Here is a 19,711-nt window from a genome sequence, read left to right as displayed (position 1 = left end):
GCCCGCCCTGCCGACACACCGCACGCGTGAGGGAATATGTGACCCTTCGCGAGGGTGAGGAATAGCGGTCGGGCAGGTGCGGTTGGGTGTCACTGTGCGTGGTGAATACAAGGTCCCCGGCGGCAAACTGGTCGCTGCCGATGTCGAGGTGGACGACCAGACGCTGACCGCCGTCCGGATCTCCGGTGACTTCTTCCTGGAGCCGGACGATGCCCTGGAGAGCATCGACCGGGCGCTGACCGGGTTACCCGAGGACGCCTCGGTGGCGCGGATGAGCGCGATGGTCGAAGCGGCGATCGGGCCGGACACCCACCTGATCGGTTTCGACCCGGACGCCGTCGCGATCGCCGTCCGGCGGGCTGTCGGACGGGCGACCAGCTGGTCCGACCACACGTTCGAGATCGTCCACGGCGCGGCCGAGACGCCGCAGCTGCAGATGGCTCTTGATCAAGCCCTGACCGAGGCGGTCGCGGACGGTAGCCGGGGCCCGACCCTGCGGATCTGGGAATGGGAACGCAACGCCGTGGTGATCGGCTCGTTCCAGTCCTACCGCAACGAGATCGACCAGGAGGCGGCCGACAGATACGACGTGACCGTCGTGCGCCGGATCTCCGGCGGCGGTGCGATGTTCATCGAACCGGGCAACACGATCACCTACTCGCTCTACGCGCCGGGCTCGCTGGTCGAGGGTCTGAGCTTCGAGCGGTCGTACGCCTTCCTCGACGACTGGGTGCTGGGCGCGCTGTCCGACCTCGGCATCGCGGCGCGTTATGTGCCCCTGAACGACATCACCTCGCCGATCGGCAAGATCGGCGGTGCGGCCCAGAAACGCCTGGCCAGCAGAGATCCCGAGGCCCGGAACAAGCTCGGCGGGGCAGTGCTGCACCATGTCACGATGTCCTACGACATCGATGCGAACAAGATGACCCAGGTGCTGCGGATCGGACGGGAGAAGCTCTCCGACAAGGGCACCACCAGCGCCAACAAGCGCGTCGATCCGCTCCGCAGCCAGACCGGCATGCCGCGAGCGGCGGTGATCGAGGCGTTCAAAGATCATTTCCGCAGTCGGTACGCGACCGTGGACGGCGCGATCGCCGACCAGGAACGACAGCGGGCCGAGCAGCTCGTGGCTGAGAAGTTCGGTGCCGATGACTGGCTGTATCGGGTGCCGTAACGAGGCACCGAGCCGCACGCGAAGCACGAGAGCCCGCCTCCCGATAGGGAGACGGGCTCTCGTGTCTTTTCGGGCCGGACTTTCCGGGCCGGATCAGACAGTGGCCCTGACGGTCTCGTCCGGTTCGTCGGCATCGGAGCCGTCGGTGGTCCGGACCTGCGGAGCAGCCGTTTCAGGCTGACCGGCTTCGGGTGCAGCCAGCAGACCGGAGACCCGGGCGGACAGCTCCCGTTCGGTGGCCCGCAGGTCCGCGATTTGATGATCGATCTCGGCGCGCCGGTCCTCGGCCTCGGCCAGGATCCGTTCGGCCTCGGCCCGGGCGTTACGGGTGACCCGATCGGCGACCGTATGGCTGTCCTGCAGGAGGACCGCCTCGTGCGCCTCGTCGCCCTCAGCCGGCGCCGGGGTCGCCGTCTCGGCGAACTGCTGCCGGATCTGGTCCAACTGCCGATGGGTCGCACCGATCGTCGCGTCGAGCTGCTGCGAGACGTCGTCCAGCCGGCCGGCGAGCCGCTCGGTCGGAGCGTCGCCCGGAACCGTGTTGGCCCGAACATGATCACGGGCAGCCGTCAGGACGCTGACCGCGGCCGACGTCTCGAGATCCTCGGCCGGCACGGCATGCCCGGCCCGTACGGCCCGGGACAGCGGCTCCGGCGAAGCGACGGTCCACGATCCCGCCGCCGGCACGGTGGCCTCGGCGGCGACCGGAAGACCGGCAGCCTCGGCCGCCTGGAGCGCAGGTTCGGCCTCCGACTTCGCGGTGACGTCAACCTCAGCCCCGCTGCCCTCGATCGTGGTGGCGAGCGCCTTCTCCCGGACGAAGATCACCAGGACCAACGCGATGCCCAGCAGTGGAGCCAGATACAGGAAGATCGGCGTCAGCGCGTCGTTGTAGGCGCCGATGATGACGTTCTGCACGGCCTCCGGCAGGTGCTTCACGATGTCCGGCGTGAGCGAGTTGATGTTGCTGCCGGCGCTCTGCGACGCTCCGGCCGGCATCCGCTCGGTGAGCAGGGTGGCGAGGCGGTTGGCAAAGATGCTGCCCACGATCGAGGAGCCCAGCGAGGCACCGATCTGGCGGAAGAAGTTGTTCGCCGCCGTCGCGGTACCGACCTCCCGGTTGGGGAAGGTGTTCTGGACGATCAGGATCAGGTTCTGCATGCCCGTACCGATGCCGGCGCCGAGCACGAAGATGTAGGCCATCAGCTGCCACAGCGGGGTGTCTACGGTCAGCGTCGAGAGCAGCAACAGGCCGCCGCCGGTGATGATCATGCTGACGATCGGCGCCCACTTGTAGCGACCGGTCCGGGTGACGATCTGGCCGGAGACGATCGAGGCGATCAACAGGCCGGCGACCATCGGGATCAGCATCAGGCCTGACACGGTCGCGCTGACGCCCTGGGACATCTGCAGGTAGGTCGGCAGGTAGCCGATGGCGCCGAACATCGCGACCGCGATGATCAGGCCGCCCAGCGTGGTCAGGTTGAAGTTGCGCTTGGCGAACAGGTGCAGCGGGATGATCGGCTCGCGGGCGTTCCGCTCGGCGATCACGAACAGCACGCCGAAAACCAGGGTCAGGGCGAACAGGCCGATGATCTGCCAGGAGTTCCAGTCATACTGGCCGCCACCCCACGAGGTGGCCAGGATGAGCGAGGTCACGGCGATCGCCATGGTGACGATGCCGAAGACGTCCAACGTCGCCCGCTGATCATGTTTGGGCAGCTTGAGGAAGAAGACGACGACCAGGATCGCGATGATGCCCAGCGGGACGTTCAGCCAGAAGCCGAGCCGCCAGGTCAGGCTCTCGGTGAACCAGCCGCCCAGCAGCGGACCGACGACCGAGGAGAGGCCGAAGACGGCGCCCATCACGCCCATGTACCGGCCGCGTTCGCGCGCCGGGACGACATCGGCGATGGTCGCCTGCGCCAGCAACATCAGGCCGCCGCCGCCGATTCCCTGGATGGCCCGGCCGATGATCAAGACGGTCATGTCGCCTGCCAGCGCGCCGACGAAGGAACCGCCGACGAAGACCGACAGCGCGAAGATCAACAACGACTTGCGGCCGACCAGGTCGCCCAGCTTGCCGTAGATCGGCATCATGATGGTGGCAGCGACCAGGTAGGCCGTCGTCACCCAGAGCATGTGGTTGACACCGTGCAGATCACCGACGATCGTCGGCAACGCGGTGGAGAAGATGGTCTGGTCCAGCGCCGCCAGGAACATGGCGACGAGCAGGCCGGCGAAGATCGGCACCAGGTGCCGGTTCCCGGTGCGCTCCGGCGCAGGGTCGGGGATGGTAGCCGCCACCGGGGCGGCAGTCTCAACGCTCACTTCTGATCAGGCTTCCTTGATCTTGTCCAGCAGGATGAGCAGGTCGTCGATGATCTGCTGGGGGTCAGGTGCATGGTCTGCGGCCGCAGCCTGTGACCAGAGCTTCATGGCGTGGTGGGTGATTCCCCACCAGAGGTTCACGATCAACCGCGCCTGGTCGCCCAGCCGGTCGTCGGGGGTTCCGGGTCCACCGTGCTGCACCTCGAGCCGGCGGAGCACCAGGGCGACGAGCTCCTCGTCCTTGTCGCCGAACCGCTCCGCCTGCGCTTTGAGCAGTTGCGGATTGGATCGGATGATCGTCCGGCGGTCGGTCCACAGTGTCATGTCGACATCGCCGTGATCGGCGAGCACGGCCGCCATCATCCGGGTCAGGTCACTCAACACGTCACCCTGGGGATGATGGATGAAATTCTCCGCGATCTGGGGGTCGGGATCGGCCGGGGCAGGGCCGAGGATGGCTGCTTCCTTGGAGCCGAAGTAGTTGAAGAAGGTCCGCTGCGATGCCAGAGCGGCGTCGCAGATCATGTCCACGGTGACGTTGTCGTAGCCGTGTTCCAGGACCAGCGCGACCGCGGTCTTCTCGATCGTGGATCGCAGCAATTCGCGCTTCTTCTCGCGCAGACTAATGCTCATCAGGCCGTTCTTCGGGAGTGGTGGGTACGAGGCAGCCACCGAATTCTCGGTGGAGCGCCGGTCCGCCGTTGGGCCCTGTGGTACGCGCTGAGACCACAATAGTGCAGTGACTGCACGAATGCAGACACTGCAGGTACGTGACGTCGGCCACATCCTGAGGCCGGCCGGAGAAACGCCGGAACGGCTGGGTGAGAAACTCCTGGGGTGACCACACCCCTGCACGACCCGGGCCGGCGCGGCTTCGCCTCGGACAACTACGCCGGCGTCCATCCCGAGATCCTCGTCGCGATCGCCGACGCCAATGGCGGGCACCAGGTCTCCTACGGCGCTGACGTCTACACCGCCAGGCTGCAAGAGGTGCTCGTCGATCAGTTCGGCGCCGGCGTCCAGGGTTTCGGGGTCTTCAACGGCACAGGTGCCAATGTGGTCGGACTGCAGTCGTTGTTACCGCGCTGGGGTGCGGTGATCTGCGCCGACACCGCGCACATCAACACCGACGAGAACGGCGCCCCGGAGCGGGTCGCCGGGATCAAGCTGCTCACGGTTCCGACTACCGACGGCAAGCTTCGCCCGGCCGATCTCGACCGGTTCCCCCGGAATCCGGAGGATGTCCATCACCCGCTGCCAGAGGTGGTCTCGATCACCGAGTCGACCGAGCTGGGCACCGCCTACACCCCGGACGAGATCGCCGCCCTGGCCGACCGTGCGCACGAGCTCGGGTTGACCGTGCACATGGACGGTTCCCGGCTGGCGAACGCTGCCGCCGGCCAGCAGGTCAGCCTTCGGTCGTTGACCGCCGACGCCGGGGTCGACGTGGTCTCTCTGGGGGGCACCAAGAACGGCCTGCTGTTCGGTGAGCTGGTGCTGGTGATCAATCCCGATGAAGTCAGCGGCCTCGCCTATCTGCAGAAGCTGAACATGCAGCTGGCCTCCAAGATGCGGTTCCTGTCCGTGCAGTTCATCAGCCTGTTGGAGGGGGATCTCTGGCGGCGGTCGGCCGGGCACGCCAACGCCATGGCGACCCGGTTGCGTACGGCGCTGCAGGACAGGATCGATGCCGGCACGATCGCCGGCATCGGTTTCACCCAGCAGACTCAGGCGAACACCATCCTCGCAACCCTGCCGGCCGGTGTCGCCGATCGCGTACGGCAGCAGTACGCCTTCTACGATTGGAATCCGGGCCTCGGCGAGGTCCGCTGGGTGTGCTCCTTCGACACCACGGAGGACGACGTCGACGGGTTCGTCGCCGCCTTGGAGACCGAACTCAAAGTCTGAGGGTTCACCTCGGGCAGGTGCTGGCCCGGCGGACGATCCGGTGCGGCAGCGTGACGCTCATGGTCGGCCGGTCGGGTTCGGAGATCCGGTTGGTCAGCACCCGGATCGCGGTCTCGGCGAAGACCTGCTTGTCGAAGTGCACCGTGGTCAGTGGCGGTTCCATGCTGGCGGCGTCGGCGATGTTGTCGTAGCCGACCACGGAGATGTCACCGGGCACGGACAGTCCTCGCCGGTGAACCGCCGAGATCACCCCGAGCGCCAGGGTGTCGGTCATGCAGACCACCGCGTCCGGGCGGTCATGATCACGCTGGTCGAGGAAGGCGCCGAAGCTGGTGGCGGCACCGTCGGCGTACCAGTTCCCGCAGCTGATCTCGAGCTCGGGTTCGGCCCGGATTCCGGCCGCTCGCAACGCCGTGCGGTACCCCTTCAGACGGAGCTGCGCGGTGGCCATCGGCCCGACGCCGACGATCGCGATCCGGCGGTGGCCCTCGGCGATCAGCAAGTCGGTGATCTCCCGGGTGGCGGCGACGTTGTCGACCCAGACGTGGTCGACGATCGGCTGGTCGACCTCGCCGATCAAGACCACCGGGGGGAGTGCCACACCGCGCTGTACGGCGGTGGTCTCCAACATCACCGGATTGAGGATCAGCCCGTCGACCAGTTGGGCGCGGGCCCGCGACATCAATTCGGCTTCACGCTCACTGCTCGCGCCGGTCTCCTCGATCTGGACGTGCAGATTGCGTTCGGCAGCCGCCTCGACCAGATGGTGGAGCATCTCGGCTGCGTACGCCATCCGCAGGTCGGGCAGGGCGACCGCGATCATCCCGGTCCGTCCGTTCCTCAGGCCCCGCGCGGACAGATTCGGTACGTAGTCGAGGGCAGCCATCGCCTCCTCGACCTTGGCGCGGGTTTCCGGCGTCACCCGGAAAGTGCCGTTCAAGACATTGGAGACCGTCTTGGGTGACACTCCGGCCCGGGCCGCCACATCCCGTACCGTCGCTCGCATAGCGACAACCTACCGGCCGGGCCCAGGGCCGGCCCCGATCACTCTTGCGCTAGCGCCGGCGGCCCGTCCTCGCGGCGGATGTCGATGACGTGGCCGGTCTGGCCGGACAACAGCACGCTCAGCGACTGCCGGGCGACATCGGTGGACGCCAGCAGCGTGCCGGGCGGCTCCTCGCCGAAAGCCTTGGTCCGCATCGGCGTCGCGGTGCGCTCGGGGTTGATGCAGTTGACCCGGATGCCGATTCCGGCCCACTCGTCGGCCAGTGCCTGGGTCAGGTTGACCACTGCCGCCTTGGCCGAGGAGTAGAGCGCATACCCCGAACGGCCGCGGGTGTAGGAGGACGAAGTGAACAGCAGCAGTGACCCGCGGGACTCCTTCAGGTACGGGTAGAACTCCTGGGCGATGAAGACCGGGGCCAGATAGTTCACCTCGGTCGCCTGGTAGATGGTGTCCTCCGAGGTCTCGGCGAGCTCGCCGCGGGGCAGCACCCCGGCGGTGTTGACCACCAGATCCACCCGGCCGCTCTCGGCGAGCACCTGCCGGGCCGCGTCGTGCACGTCGGACCGGCGGTCGACGTGGGTGTTGGTCGCCGAGCGGGAGAAGGTGTGCACGATGGCGCCGTGCTCGCGGGCCAGGCTCGCGATATCGCTGCCGATCCCGTACGAGCCGCCGAAGACGACCATCACCTTGCCCTCGAGCGCAGCCCGGTACTGATCGTCGTCCAGCTCGGCGGGCGTGTCGGCCGAGGTCAGCTGGAAGAGCTTGTCGGCCAGGTAGATGTCGATCGGCTCGGTGATCTTCATGTTCCGCTCGTGGCCGTTGACGACCGCGATCGGGACGTCGGGCAGGTAGCGCAGCACAACGGTGCAGTCGTCGGTCGCGGTGAAGTCCGGGTCGTGGTTGGCGAATTCGTAGGCCTTGCGGATCACCGAGAGCCGGAACGACTGCGGCGTCTGCCCGCGGCGCAACAGCGCACGCGGCAGCACGTCGGAGATCACCGGCTGATCCTCGCCGACCCGTACGCCGCCGGACAGCTGCCCGTCGACCTGGACGATCGTGTCGGCGGAGGCGATAGCGGTGTCGACGGCCTGGTATTCCTGCAACGCGGCGATGTTGGCCTCGATGATCGTCTGCGAGACCAGCGGCCGTACGGCGTCGTGCAGCAGGACGTTGCACTCCTGATCGCCGAGCGCGGCCAGCGCCAGCTGGGTGGTGTCGTTACGGGTGCCGCCCGGCCCTGCGCCCTCGAGCACCTGGGTGACCTTCTGATAGTTCCCGGCCTTGAGAATGGCGTGCACCGGGTCGAGATAGCCGGGCGTCATCAAGATGATGATCTCGTCGATCAGGGAGGACTGGCTGAAGGCGATGATGGTGTGCTCGATGATCGGTTTGCCGGCGATCTTGACGAGCTGCTTGGGGATGTCCAAGCCCACTCGGGTGCCGGTTCCGCCGGCCAAGATGATCGCCACATTCCGCAACCTGTCCACCGCTTGACTGTAGCGTTCTCAGCAGTGAACCCGGAATCTCGCCCGATTCACTAGGCTGGTCCGTCTCAGACGTCCTCCGGCGGCGTCGGCTGCGCAGGAGGAGTGGCATGGAGTCGAGTTCGCCCGCGAGGGCGATACGTCGCGTCCTTGCGCGACTCAACCGGCTCCGGCCGACCGGTCGAGCCGCCGTTCCCGAAGCCGACCGGGCCGACAGAGCCGACCGGGCCGACAGAGCCGACCGGGCCGACCGGCAGCAGACCGCGCCGGACGTCCCGGAGCCTGCTCACCTGGTCGCCAGGCTGACCAGGGCTCACTGGACCGAGCGGGACGGGGGCTCGGTGCTCGCGATCGAAGGTTCGGCCTGGCGCCGTGGGGGTGCCCAGGACGGATCGGCGGTGACCGCCGTGCAATGGCAGTCCGAAGGGCGGGAACTGGCGTTCGAGGTCGAGCCGCTGACGTCCGGATCGATCAACTATCACTCCCGGATGCCGGCCGTCGACCGAAGCACGGCCGGGTTCGTGGCCACCCTCGCGGTCGAAGGGCTGCGGCAGGCGATCGCCGATTCCGTCGACCGGGACGAACTGGCCGAGCTCCGGGGTGCCGTACGGATCACCGTCACCGACCGTCAGGGACCGCTGACGGGCAGTTTCGGATCCCGGGACGAGAGCGGGTCCGCGGGTCAGCTGCAGAGCTGCTACTTGGGGGATCGGGCCGTCGCGCAACCGTCGTGGGACGCCGAACGCGGCCTCGTGCTCACCCTCGCGCGCCGCGCAGCTGTCGCGGAGCGGATCCGCCTCACCGGCGCCCGGCTGGAGGCGAGCATCCTGATGCACCCGGAGTTTCCGGCTGTCGGTGCGATGCTGCGGCAGGGTGAGCAGATCAGGACACTGACTGCCCACGCCACCGACGGCGAGCTGCAGATCTACGACGATCTGTCCGACCTGGTGCCCGGCACTGAGGACCCGCCGGCCGTGGTCCGGTATCTGCACGTGGTCGATGACCGCGGCCGGACCCGGCATGTGCATTGGCAGGGGCCGCTGGATCAGCCGGCGCGGCAGCCGAGTGCAGACCTGCCGCAGCTGGCCGTGCATTACGGTGCCGGCGGGGTGATCCGGATCGATGCGAACCGGGCGCTGCTGTTGGCGGACACCATCGCGATTGCCGGCGATGCCGCGCAGATCCAGCTGACGATCGAAGGCACAGCCCTGGCCGTCAGTGACGAGCCCGGGGACTGGCGACTGGTCGGTGGCCGGTCGGACCTGGTCGCGGCCACGGTCGAGCTGGACCGGGCGACCGGACGGTTCAGTACCGCATTCACCGTGCTGGCAGTGCCTGAGTGGGGCACGCGGGCGATGCCGCTGCCGACGACGACATTCGAGCTGAGCGTCGCGACCGTCTCGGCCTGCGGTCCATCCGATCCCGATGCTCCGGCCGATTCACGACCGGATCGGATCCGGGCCGGCGTGGACCAACGGCTCGGACAGCGGCTTCCGCTGACCCTGCAGACCACCGGGAACCGGATCGTGGCACACCGGGCCAAGGGCGCCCGGCTCGAGCTCTCGGTGGGAGTGCCGCTGCCCGACGGTGCCCGGAGCGGCTATCAGAAGCAGCGGCTGGAGGTCATGCATCGCGACTGGTCCGGCCCGCTGGTCGATGCCGTCCTCTACAACAGCTTCAACGGCAAGGCGGCCAATGACAACACCCGGGCCGTGCACGACGAGCTGCTGCGCCGCTCGCCCGGGCTGCGCCGCTTGTGGACGGTGGCCGACCTGTCGGTGGAGGTTCCCGAGGGCAGCGAGCCGGTGATCTTGTGGAGCGAGGCCTGGTGGCGGGCGCTCAGCGAGTCGCGATACGTGGTGACCAATTGCTGGATGCCGGCCAAGTACCAGCGGCGTGATGATCAACAACTGCTGCAGACCTGGCACGGCACCCCGCTGAAACTGCTCGGTTTCGACCGGATCGGCACCAACCGCGGCGAGGCGTACCGGAGCAAGACCCGGCACGAGGTGGCGCAGTGGTCGGCGCTGATCGCGCAGAACCGGTTCAGCCGCGACGTCTTCCGCTCGGCCTACTGCTATCAGGGTCAGATCCTCGAGATCGGCTATCCGCGCAACGACGTGCTCAGTAGTGCCGGAAGCGGTGCCGCCGACGCCGGCTCCGACATCGCCGCAGCCGTACGCGACCGGCTGGGGATCGGCGCCGACGAGTTGGTCGTCCTCTATACGCCGACCTGGCGTGAGGGATCGGGCAGCATCTTCGCCGAGCTCGATCTCGAGGCGGTCCAGCGGTCGCTCGGAGCCACCGGCCGGCTGCTGGTCCGCGGACACGTGAATACGATCAAGCACGGCGGCCGGGTCGGCGGTTCGGTCCTGGACGTGACGCTCTATCCCGAGCTGGCCGATCTCTACCTGGCCAGTGATGTGATGATCACCGACTACTCCTCGACGATGTTCGACTTCAGTGTGACCGGGAAGCCGATGATCTTCTTCGTGCCAGACATCGGGGAGTACACCGGGCGTCGTCGGGGCACCTATTTCGATCTTGGTGCCGAAGCGCCGGGCCCGCTGCTTCGGACCACCGACGAGGTGATAGCGACGCTGGCGGATCTTCCCGCTGTGGCGGATCGGTATGCCGATCGTTACCGCCGGTGGCGACAGAAGTTCAATCCGTACGATGACGGCCAGGCATCCCGCCGCGCCGTCGATGCACTGCTGCGGCAGTGATCACCCGGAACTGATCACCCGGATACGGGGAACACGGCGGCGACCAGCCGCTCGGTGGCGTGACCGTCGTCCAGGTCGAGGAAGTCGCGCCGGAAGGCCGCGTACGCCTGCGCATGATCGCGCCGGACCCGATCAAGATCACCGAGTGCGGCGATCACCTCGTCGGTCGTCGACAGCAGTGGCCCGGGCGCGGTCGGCCCGTAGTCCCACAGCGATCCTCGCGCCTCGGTCTGATACTGGACCAGATCGGGAACCATGAAGATCATCGGCTTGCCGGTCAGCCCGTAATCGAAGCGCAGCGAGGAGTAGTCCAGGATCGCCGCGTCACTGGCCAGACAGAGATCGGCGATGTCGGGATAGTCGGTGACGTCGATAATCCTTCCCCGGCTGCCGATCCGGGCCTCGAGCCGGGCGTTGAACGCGTGCCCGCGGACCATGATCACGAAATCGTCGCCGAGCTCGCGGGCCAGCGTGTCGACGTCCAGGAAGTCCACCATCGCCGCAGTGTTGTCGTCGGTGCTCATGCTGTCCCGGAACGTCGGGCCGTAGAGCACCGCCGTGCGGCCGTCCGAGATGCCGAGCCGATCACGTACCTGCCGGGCGATCTTGTCCGCGTCGGGGGAGAGCAGGATGTCGTTGCGGGGATAGCCGATCTCCAACACCGTGTTGGGGAAGCCGAACTCCCGGGCCAGCGCCTGCGAACCGTAGCTGGCGGGTGACACCAGGTAGTCCCAGTCGGCGGCGCGGTCCAGATAGGACTTGACGTGGGCGACGTCGCGGTTCTGCATGGCCCAGTGCGACAAGCCCATCTGCTTGAACGGATAGCCGTGGAAGGTCTGGATCTGGGTCTGGTGGGCCGGCTTCTTGTGATAGAGCGGCTGGTGCATGTTGTCCATGTAGAGCACGGCATCGTGCAACAGCCGATACCACTCGGCGCTCTCGTAGAGCACCGGCACCGCACCCTCCGGCACGCGCACCGAGTAGTCCTTGATCGCGAAATAGCTGGTGTACGGACCGCCGGGCGCTCCATGACTGTGCAGCCGCGCCTGCAGCGCCGCCGGATTGCAGCCGCAGATCTCGCCGTAGTAAGACCGCAGCAGCACCGCCCCGGGCTCATGCGCGGGATCGCGGAGCCGGGCCGCCAGCAGGTCCTGGAGTCGCTGCTGCTGGCGGGCGCCGGACTCGGCGTCGGCCAACGGCGGCTGCAGCCTGATCGCCAGCCGGTGCGGCTGCTGGAGCAGCAGTCTGCCCGATAGCCGGCTGGTCCGGAAGGGCTCGGGCAGCCGGTGCAGGAGGGCGTCGCCGATCCGGACGGAGATCTCAGTCAAGTCCTTGTCATGCTCGACCACGGAGGCGGTCACCGCGTAGTCGCCCGACGGCAGCGGAAGCGCCCCAAAACCCCAGGGGTCGGCGACTGTCGGAACGATCGCGGTGAACGATCCGTCCGCGGCCGGCTCGATCTCGACCTGAGTCGAGAGTCGCGGTACCCGCAGGCCGACGCGGACGGACCCGCCCTCGGTGCCGCTCGGGTGACCGGCGATCAGTCGACCGGTCAGCTGCAGGCCTTCCTCAACGGCGGCGGCGTCGTCCAGCACCATCGTCGGCTGCTCGATGATCGTCAGGGCGCCGTTGCGCGCCCGCCAGGCCGCCGGCACAGTCTGCTGGGACGAGCCGGTGCTGGCTGGGTCGGGCGTCCAGATCGGCAGTGTCCGGGTGCCGTCGGATGCGATCACCGTGAGTTCCAGGCCGGTCGTCGCGCCCGGGAGCGGCGAACTCACCGGGACCACCAGATCGATGAGTCCGGCCTGGACCGGTGCGGACAACACCGTCGACCTCTGCGCCACCGCTCCCTGTGACACCGCTCCCTGCAACACCGTCGCCGTACGGGCCAGCTGGACCTCGTACGGGATGAAACCGCCGTGGCCGGTGAGCCGCGCAGTCAACCGGTGGCCGCTGACGGTCACGTCGGTGACGGTGCACCGCGGCCGGCTGACCTGGACCCGCAGCCCGTCGCGGCCGGAATAGACGGCAGTCGCCAGGCGTCCGTCGGGCAGCAGGTCTGCTCCGAGCCGGCTCGCGGAACTGCCCGGCTCGACCGCCCGGAGCAGCCCCGCCCGGGTGATACCGCCGGCCGACACCGACACATTCAGCTGCCAGGAGATTCGCCGATCGGCGCCGGCCCGGTCGTCGGGCGCGGGCCCGGCCAGCGCCGCCGGCACGTCGAACACCGCCTCGAAGTGGGAGCGCTCGTAGTTGGCGTACCGGTGCTTGCTCCTCCGGGTGACTTCCACCGAAGGTCTGAGCGTGACGTCCAGCTCGGCCCGGGCACCGGTCTCGGCATCCTGGGCAACGAGCGAGATGGCGATGTCCGCGGGATCGACTTGGCTGAGGTCGAGGTTGTCGATATAGGCCCAGCCGTCCACTCGGAGCCGGTGATCGCAGTCCCAGGCCACATGCTGGATGCTGGTGATCAGGCCCAGCTGATGGTCGGCCAGTGCCAGCAGCGGATCCGTCGGACCGAGCCCGAGCAGCTCCCGGGCCGGGGTCTGCAGATAGACGTGTCCACCGGCGACCAGCGGAGGGATGTTCTTGGGGTTGTTGTGGCCGAGACCCACGTAGTCGATCGCCGCCTCGCGGTGGCCTTCGGTGACCAGTTTGATCGCAACCCGGTGCTGTGCCGATACCGCGGCCCAGACGGCGTCGCCGGCCCGTTCGGTGAGCCGGCGGAGTCCGTCGGTGAGCAATTCCCAGAATTCGTCGTTGGCACGCTGGGCCGATTTGATCGACAGCGGGAAATCGTTGCTGAGATATTGCGCCAGCCGGGTGTCGCGCACATGCTCCAGACCCGGACCGTCCAGCTCGGCCAGCGAATTCTCCGCCGCCCTCAGCCGCGCCCGCAGATCGGCGAGCGCGGTGGCCTGCTGAGTGATCGAGCTGCGGTCCTCGCGCACCCGCCAGCCATAGGTGACCTTGGAGAGGATGTCGAATTTCTCTGCCTTCGCGTACGCGCGGGCAGACAGCGCCTGGTCCTCGTACAGGACGCCCTCGGGGAAGGCGAAGCCGTGGCGTTCCCAGAATCTGCGCCGGTAGACCTTGCTCCAGGCGACCGCGTTGACGACCGCGTCGGGTGACTCGGCGATGGTTGTGGCCAGCCGGGAGAAGCGGTGGGCCGACCGGATCCACCAGGCGGCCGGCCAGGTCTGGTGGGACGACATCCGGTCATAGCAGCCGACGGCGAAATCCGAACCGGTCCGGCGCAGTGTGCGGACGTAGGTGCTGATCGCGTCCGGACGTAACTCGTCGTCGGAATCCATGAACATCAGGAAGGTGCCCTTGGCATGCCGGGCGCCGACGTTGCGGGCTGCGCCCAGTCCGGCATTGGCCTGGCGCACGATCGTGATGCGCCGGTCCCGCGCAGCGTAGGCCCGGATGATGTCGATCGAGGAGTCCGGCGAGCCGTCGTCGACCAGGATCACCTGCAGATGCCGGTAGGACTGGGAGAGCACGCTGTCCAGACAGGCCGGCAGATAGCGCTCGACGTTGTACACGGGGATCACGATGCTGACCAACGGCGAGGCGAGGCGGGAGTAGAACGCTTGTTTGGCGTAGGGACGCAGCCGCCCCCAACCTTCGCGGACACCGCGCTGGGCGACCGACGGCATCCGTGCCGACGCCTGGTGTGCCAGCCGTCGAGCGCTCGTCCGCGCCTTGTCCAACACCGAATCCCTCGCCTTCCGCGATCCCCGGTCAATGATCCTTCACCTTGCAGCCCGCAGCCGTGAGCGGCGCAGGTCAGACTAACCGGCGCACCTGCACGCAGCCTGATCCACGCCGTGCCCTCGACGGTCCGGTCGTCGCGGTCATCGAGCCAATACACTCAAACGTCGCGATCCGTGTCGTCTGATCCGAGTCGTCTGATCCGTGTTGTCCGATCCGAGTTGCCTGACCCGAGTTGTCCGATCCGAGCGTAGGAGATCCGCACCGCATGCTCCCCGCCGAAGCCGGTCCGCAGCCGACGGCGTTGCGCCGGTTCGCCGGCGGGCTGGTGGCTGATCTGGCCATCGCGGTCCTGCTGGCCCTGGGCGGCCTGGCTGGGGTGGCCATGCTGGGCTCGGCGGGCCCGGCCCGGGCCGCCCGGTGGCTCGGAGTGGTGGCGCTCGCGGTCGCGGCGGCGGCAACCGCGGCTCGGTTCCCGCGAGCTGCCGACCAAGACGATCCGCGCGAGTCCGTCTATCGCAGCGCGGCAGCGGGACGTCGGCTCTGGATCGTCAACGGCTTCGGCGGGCTGGGGCGGTTTCCCGGGCTGCGGACAGCCGCAGTCGGTGTTGCGGTCCTGCTGGGAGCCGGCCGCTATCTCGCCACCGACGACCGGGCCGGCTTCGTCCTGGTGACCATCGCGGCCGCCGGACTGGTGCTGACGATCGCTGCCGAACCGTTCGTGGTCCGGCTGTTACGTCTGCCGGCGCCGTACGCGGTGCGGCTGCCCGGCCTGCCGGTACTGCCCGCCCGCATCGGCTATGCCTGGCTGCCGGCGCATCTGGGCCAGGTCGCGACCATCGCGGTCGGCGCCACCGCCGTCGCCGGAGCGCCTGGCTGGGTGCCGTTGGCGCTGGCGGTGCTGGGTGCGGTGCCGTCGGCCGCAGTGATCCTGAAGGTCCGGTCCCGCCGACAGGTCGCAGCCCGGATCCGGACCCGGCTACCGGGTGCGATGGCCGGCTACGCGCCTGAGTTCGTGCTCTACACGGCCCGGCCGGACGACGCGTCCTACCAGTTGACGATGTGGCTTCCGTATTTGCGACGCGCCGGCCGGCCGTTCGTGATCGTGACCCGCGACGAGCTGCCCTCCGAGGCGATCGCGGCGTTGACCGATCTCCCGGTGGTCTGCTGTCGTGCGGTGGCCGACCTGGATCTGATCATGACCGAATCGCTGCGGGCCGCGTTCTACGTGAACGCATCGTCGGGCAACGGCGCGCTCATCCGGTACCACCAGCTGACGCACGTCTACCTGGGGCACGGCGACTCGGACAAGCCGCCGTCCTACAACCCGACACATGCGATGTACGACCGGATCTTCACCGCCGGCCCGGCGGCCAACCGTCGCTATGGCGAGCACGGCGTGCTGATCGATCCGGCGAAGTTCCGGATCGTCGGCAGGCCGCAGGTCGAGGTGATCCGGCCGGCGGACCCGGACCGGCTTGCTGCCCGGGTCGCCGGCGCCCGGCCGGTGATCTTGTACGCGCCGACCTGGAAGGGGCACGTCAGCGAGACCGCGCTGTCCTCGCTGGATCGCGCTGAGGCGATCGTCGCCGCGCTGCTGGATCGTGACGCCGAGGTGATCTTCCGGCCACATCCCTTCAGCTACGACGATCCGGGGGAGACCGAGATCATCGAGCGGGTCAAGCAGCGGCTCGCCGCCGACCGGCAGTCGAGCTCCCGGCAGCACTGCTACGGTCCGGCCGCCGAGACCGATCTGGACGCCTTCGGCTGTATGAACGCCGCCGACGTGTTGATCTCCGATGTTTCCAGCGTGGTCTCGGACTTCCTGCAGTCCGGCAAGCCGTACGCGATGGTGGCGCCGCCCGAGCTAGCGTCCGACCGCTTCGTCGTCGACTACCCGGTCGCCCGCGCCGGCTATCTGATCGATCACGAGCTGACCACGCTCGAGGCGGTCCTGGACGACCTGCTGGTGATCACCGGCGATCGTCTGGCGACGGGACGGACACGGGTGCGTGCCGACTATCTGGGTGATTTCGCGGTCGGGGGCTACGCCGAGCACTTCACCGCCGCGGTCCGTGAAGCCTGCGACACACCCGCACCTCGGATCGCCGAGGTGGCGGAGTCCGACGACGGCTCGACCGCCGTCAGCCGTGACACCGTCCGGCGCAACCTGGACAGTCTGGCCAGGGCCATGAGCACCGGCGTCGCCGCGGTGGTGGCGTTGGCGGCCGGTGTCGACCATGCGGTCCTGCTCGGTGCGGTAGCCGCGACGATCGCCGCCCTGGTTGCAGTGCTGACGCCGTTGACCCGTCGGGTTGCGGCCGATCCGCCGCCCCTGGACGGCGCCCGGATGATCATGGCTCTGGCTGCCGCCGCGGCGGCAGCCTCCGGCGCCCCGCCGCACTGGCTCGGCCCGGTGCTGCTGCCGATGATCATCGGCATCGCGGCCGAGACGACGATCCGCTCCGGATGGTCCTATCCCGGTGTGATCGCGACCGGGCTGGCCGGCCTCGAGGTGCCGGCATCGAGCCGCCGGCCATGGTTGCTGCCGGTCACGGCGGCGGTGACCAGTTGGCTGGCCTGGCCGGCGATGATCATCGGCGCGACGTGGCCGATGTTGGTGATCGCCGCGCTGATACTTGCCGTTCTGATCATGGTCGCGGTGGCGACGGCCCGGGCGAGGACCCGGTTGGCGGCGGCGTTGTCCGCCGAGCGAGCAGTGCCGGCCGTGCTGGCGGAATTTGCGCCGCAGTTCTGCGTCTATTTCGGCTCCGGGATCGGGGCGGCGTACCAGGTCGGCATGTGGCTGGAGTATTTCCGCCGGCTCGACCGCCGGTTCGTGATCATTACCCGGGCACTGCCGATGCAGGCCGAGATCGTACGACTGACCCGGGGAACCGGGATTCCGGTGCTGTTCCGGCCGACCTTGCGCAGCCTGGAGGAGGTCGTCGTCCCGAGCATGCGGCTGGCCTACTACGTGAACAACGCCGTCCGCAACACCCACTTGATCGAACGCCGTGAGCTGATCCATGTCTGGCTGAACCACGGCGATTCCGAGAAGCCGGCCTGCTACAACCCGGTGCACGCGATCTACGACAAGATATTCACCGCCGGTCAGGCCGGGATCGATCGGTATGCCCGGCACGGGGTGACGATCCCGGCCGCCAAGTTCGTGATCGTCGGCCGGCCGCAGACCGAGACGATCATTCCGGCGTCGGCACCGATCGGATCGGTGCAACGGCCGACCGTTCTGTATGCGCCCACCTGGCAGGGGCCGTACGCGGACAGCCGGGTGTATTCGCTCCCGGTCGGGCTGCAACTGGTCGACGCACTGCTGGAGCGGGGTGCCCGAGTGATCTTCCGCGCCCATCCGTTCAACTATCGGTTCGCCGCGGACCGGCGAATGATCACCGAGATCGGGGCCCGGTTGGCGGCCGACCGCGCTCGCACCGGCACCGACCACCTGTGGGGTGAACAGGCGGAGAACCGACTGAGTGTTGAAGACTGTTTCAATGCCTCGGATGCGATGATCTGCGATGTGTCGGCGGTGATCTCTGACTACCTCGCGGCGGCCAAGCCGTTCGCGGTCGTCGCCGTTGGCCGGACCGAGGCCGAACTGATCGCCGAGGCTCCGGCGGCGGCCGCGGGCTACCCCGTTGCGGAGGACCTGAGCGACCTTCCGGAGGTGCTCGGGCGACTGCTGGGCACCGATCCGAAGGCGGCTGAACGGGATCGGATGCGGCGCTACTACCTGGGGGAGTTGCCCAACGACCGCGCGGCGGAGGGCTTCCTGCGGGCCAGTGCCGGGCTGCTCGAGACGACCGGGCCGGGGGACACGCCGGTATGAACCTCCGGTCGGTGCTGAAGTCGGCGCTGGGACAACTGCCGATCGCAGTCGCGATCGGCCTGGCGCTGGTGGTGATCGCCCAGCTACGCGAGCACGGAGTGCTGGGACTGCTGGCGGCGATCGGCACGGCCGTCGCCGTCGCCGCCCTGCCGCTGATCAGCGCCGTCCACGGCCCGAAGCCCCCGGAGGCGTTACGGCTTCCCGGGTATCGGCGCCCGCTGCCGGTGCCGACCGGACGGGGCAGCCAGGGCATCGCCGGCGTCATCGTGCTGATCGTGGTGGTGGTGATGTGGCGGCTGCCCGGTTGGGTGGCCTTCATCGTGATGGTGCTGGCCGGTCTCGGGTTGCTGATCAACATCGCGATGGCCTACAACCGGCGGCGGGCCCGCTCGCGGCTGCGGGCCGCCGTGCGGACAGCTGTGGAGGCGTACGGACCGCGGTTCGTGATCTACACCGGCCGCCGGAACGACGCGTCGTACCAGCTGACGATGTGGATCCCGATCGTCGAGCGACTCGGGCTGCGGTATCTGATCGTGCTCCGACACCAGGACGCGGTCCGGCCGACCCGCATGATCACCGACGCCCCGATCATCATGCTGCCGACCGGCAGCGACCTGGACGCGATCATGGTGCCCGGACTGCGGATCGCCTTCTACGTCAACGGAATCGCCGAGAACTCGACCCTGGTGAACTACCGCAACCTGACCCACGTCTACCTGGGCCACGGCGACTCCGACAAGGAATTGTCGGTGCACCCGATGCACGCCATGTTCGACCGGGTCTTCGTCGCCGGTCAGGCCGCGATCGACCGATACAGCCAGGCCGGTGTGATCATCCCGGAGAACAAGTTCATGATCGTCGGCCGCCCGCAGATGGCCGACCTGGACAAGGCTGTACGCCCGATCGGGGAGATCCAGCCGCCGCGGGTGCTGTTCGCACCGACCTGGCGCGGTTACAACGCCCAGACCACACTGAGCTCGCTGCCTGTGGGTGCCTCGATCGTCAGGGCGCTACTCGACCGCGGGGCGGTGGTCGGGTTCCGTGCCCATCCGTTCAGCTGGCTCGGCGCCGGCGAGCGGTCGGAGATCACCGCCATCGACGAGATCCTCCGCAAGGACCGCGAGGCGACCGGGCGTCCGCACAGGCTGGCGGTCGAGCATCGTGACGAGTCGGTCGCCGATGCCTTCGACAACTCCGACGCACTGATCACCGACATCGGCAGCGTGCTGGTCGACTACTTCGCCACCGGCAAGCCGTACGCCGTCGTCCTGCCGCCCGGACAACCTGAGGACACCGCCCGGGCCGATCTGCCGAGCACCCGGGCCGCCTACCTGATCCGATACGAGGCACTCGGCGACCCGCTGCTGACCGCCCAGCTGCTCGAGCAGTTACTTCAGACCGACCCGCTGGCGCGCGAGCGGGCAACCACCGCCCGGTACTACCTGGGTGATCACCCAGGCGACGACCAGCCGTTCTACGCCGCGGTCCACAGTCTCCTGTGACGCCGACCTTCCCCTC

At 68.3% G+C, this 19,711-nt stretch carries 10 protein-coding genes; 5 read left to right on the top strand and 5 right to left on the bottom strand.

The window, feature by feature from the left end; translation table 11 throughout:
• Window positions 1–94 precede the first annotated feature (94 nt).
• On the top strand, window positions 95–1,174 hold the full coding sequence (gene lplAB / locus IEY07_RS05390; protein WP_188894139.1) for a lipoate-protein ligase LplAB: 1,080 nt from the start codon (window positions 95–97) through the stop codon (window positions 1,172–1,174).
• Between the two features lie 93 nt (window positions 1,175–1,267).
• Here the strand turns inward: lplAB and IEY07_RS05385 are convergent, their stop codons facing one another.
• Both IEY07_RS05385 and IEY07_RS05380 read right to left on the bottom strand, forming a co-directional pair.
• Window positions 1,268–3,505 (bottom strand): MDR family MFS transporter, encoded by a 2,238-nt coding sequence (locus tag IEY07_RS05385; RefSeq protein ID WP_229669736.1) that lies wholly within the window; start codon window positions 3,503–3,505, stop codon window positions 1,268–1,270.
• 6 nt (window positions 3,506–3,511) lie between these two features.
• Complete coding sequence (locus IEY07_RS05380; RefSeq protein WP_229669735.1) at window positions 3,512–4,138, bottom strand: TetR/AcrR family transcriptional regulator; 627 nt, start codon at window positions 4,136–4,138, stop codon at window positions 3,512–3,514.
• A 204-nt stretch (window positions 4,139–4,342) separates the two neighbouring features.
• On the opposite strand from IEY07_RS05380, the gene IEY07_RS05375 reads away from it, so the two are divergent.
• Window positions 4,343–5,413 (top strand): threonine aldolase family protein, encoded by a 1,071-nt coding sequence (locus tag IEY07_RS05375; RefSeq protein WP_188894138.1) that lies wholly within the window; start codon window positions 4,343–4,345, stop codon window positions 5,411–5,413.
• A gap of 4 nt (window positions 5,414–5,417) precedes the next feature.
• Here the strand turns inward: IEY07_RS05375 and IEY07_RS05370 are convergent, their stop codons facing one another.
• Both IEY07_RS05370 and IEY07_RS05365 read right to left on the bottom strand, forming a co-directional pair.
• Window positions 5,418–6,419 (bottom strand): LacI family DNA-binding transcriptional regulator, encoded by a 1,002-nt coding sequence (locus IEY07_RS05370; protein WP_188894137.1) that lies wholly within the window; start codon window positions 6,417–6,419, stop codon window positions 5,418–5,420.
• 38 nt (window positions 6,420–6,457) lie between these two features.
• The gene (locus tag IEY07_RS05365; RefSeq protein ID WP_188894136.1) at window positions 6,458–7,906 is read right to left on the bottom strand and encodes a bifunctional cytidylyltransferase/SDR family oxidoreductase; all 1,449 of its coding nucleotides are present in this window, start codon (window positions 7,904–7,906) and stop codon (window positions 6,458–6,460) included.
• Between the two features lie 107 nt (window positions 7,907–8,013).
• Here IEY07_RS05365 and IEY07_RS05360 point away from each other — a divergent pair, with 107 nt between their 5' ends.
• Window positions 8,014–10,629 carry a CDP-glycerol glycerophosphotransferase family protein gene (locus IEY07_RS05360; protein ID WP_188894135.1) on the top strand — a complete coding sequence of 872 codons (2,616 nt, stop codon included), beginning with the start codon at window positions 8,014–8,016 and terminating at the stop codon, window positions 10,627–10,629.
• 14 nt (window positions 10,630–10,643) lie between these two features.
• Here the strand turns inward: IEY07_RS05360 and IEY07_RS05355 are convergent, their stop codons facing one another.
• On the bottom strand, window positions 10,644–14,348 hold the full coding sequence (locus tag IEY07_RS05355; protein ID WP_188894134.1) for a bifunctional glycosyltransferase/CDP-glycerol:glycerophosphate glycerophosphotransferase: 3,705 nt from the start codon (window positions 14,346–14,348) through the stop codon (window positions 10,644–10,646).
• Window positions 14,349–14,614: 266 nt separating this feature from the next.
• Here IEY07_RS05355 and IEY07_RS05350 point away from each other — a divergent pair, with 266 nt between their 5' ends.
• On the top strand, window positions 14,615–18,193 hold the full coding sequence (locus tag IEY07_RS05350; RefSeq protein WP_188894133.1) for a CDP-glycerol glycerophosphotransferase family protein: 3,579 nt from the start codon (window positions 14,615–14,617) through the stop codon (window positions 18,191–18,193).
• Window positions 18,190–19,695, top strand: a complete 1,506-nt coding sequence (locus tag IEY07_RS05345; protein ID WP_188894132.1) for a CDP-glycerol glycerophosphotransferase family protein — start codon at window positions 18,190–18,192, stop codon at window positions 19,693–19,695. Before IEY07_RS05350 ends, IEY07_RS05345 begins: the two co-directional genes overlap by 4 nt.
• Window positions 19,696–19,711: the final 16 nt, after the last annotated feature.

Source organism: Microlunatus endophyticus, assembly GCF_014646195.1.
Taxonomy (GTDB): Bacteria; Actinomycetota; Actinomycetes; order Propionibacteriales; family Propionibacteriaceae; genus Microlunatus; species Microlunatus endophyticus.
Note: the sequence above shows the minus strand (reverse complement) of the source record. Positions and strands in the feature narration are given on the sequence as shown.

Bases quoted from the DNA above. Each gene is read 5' to 3' on its own strand.
- IEY07_RS05380 (WP_229669735.1), bottom strand. From the start codon at position 4,138: ATGAGCATTAGTCTGCGCGAGAAGAAGCGCGAATTGCTGCGATCCACG.
- IEY07_RS05370 (WP_188894137.1), bottom strand. From the start codon at position 6,419: ATGCGAGCGACGGTACGGGATGTGGCGGCCCGGGCCGGAGTGTCACCC.
- IEY07_RS05360 (WP_188894135.1), top strand. From the start codon at position 8,014: ATGGAGTCGAGTTCGCCCGCGAGGGCGATACGTCGCGTCCTTGCGCGA.
- IEY07_RS05350 (WP_188894133.1), top strand. From the start codon at position 14,615: ATGCTCCCCGCCGAAGCCGGTCCGCAGCCGACGGCGTTGCGCCGGTTC.
- IEY07_RS05345 (WP_188894132.1), top strand. From the start codon at position 18,190: ATGAACCTCCGGTCGGTGCTGAAGTCGGCGCTGGGACAACTGCCGATC.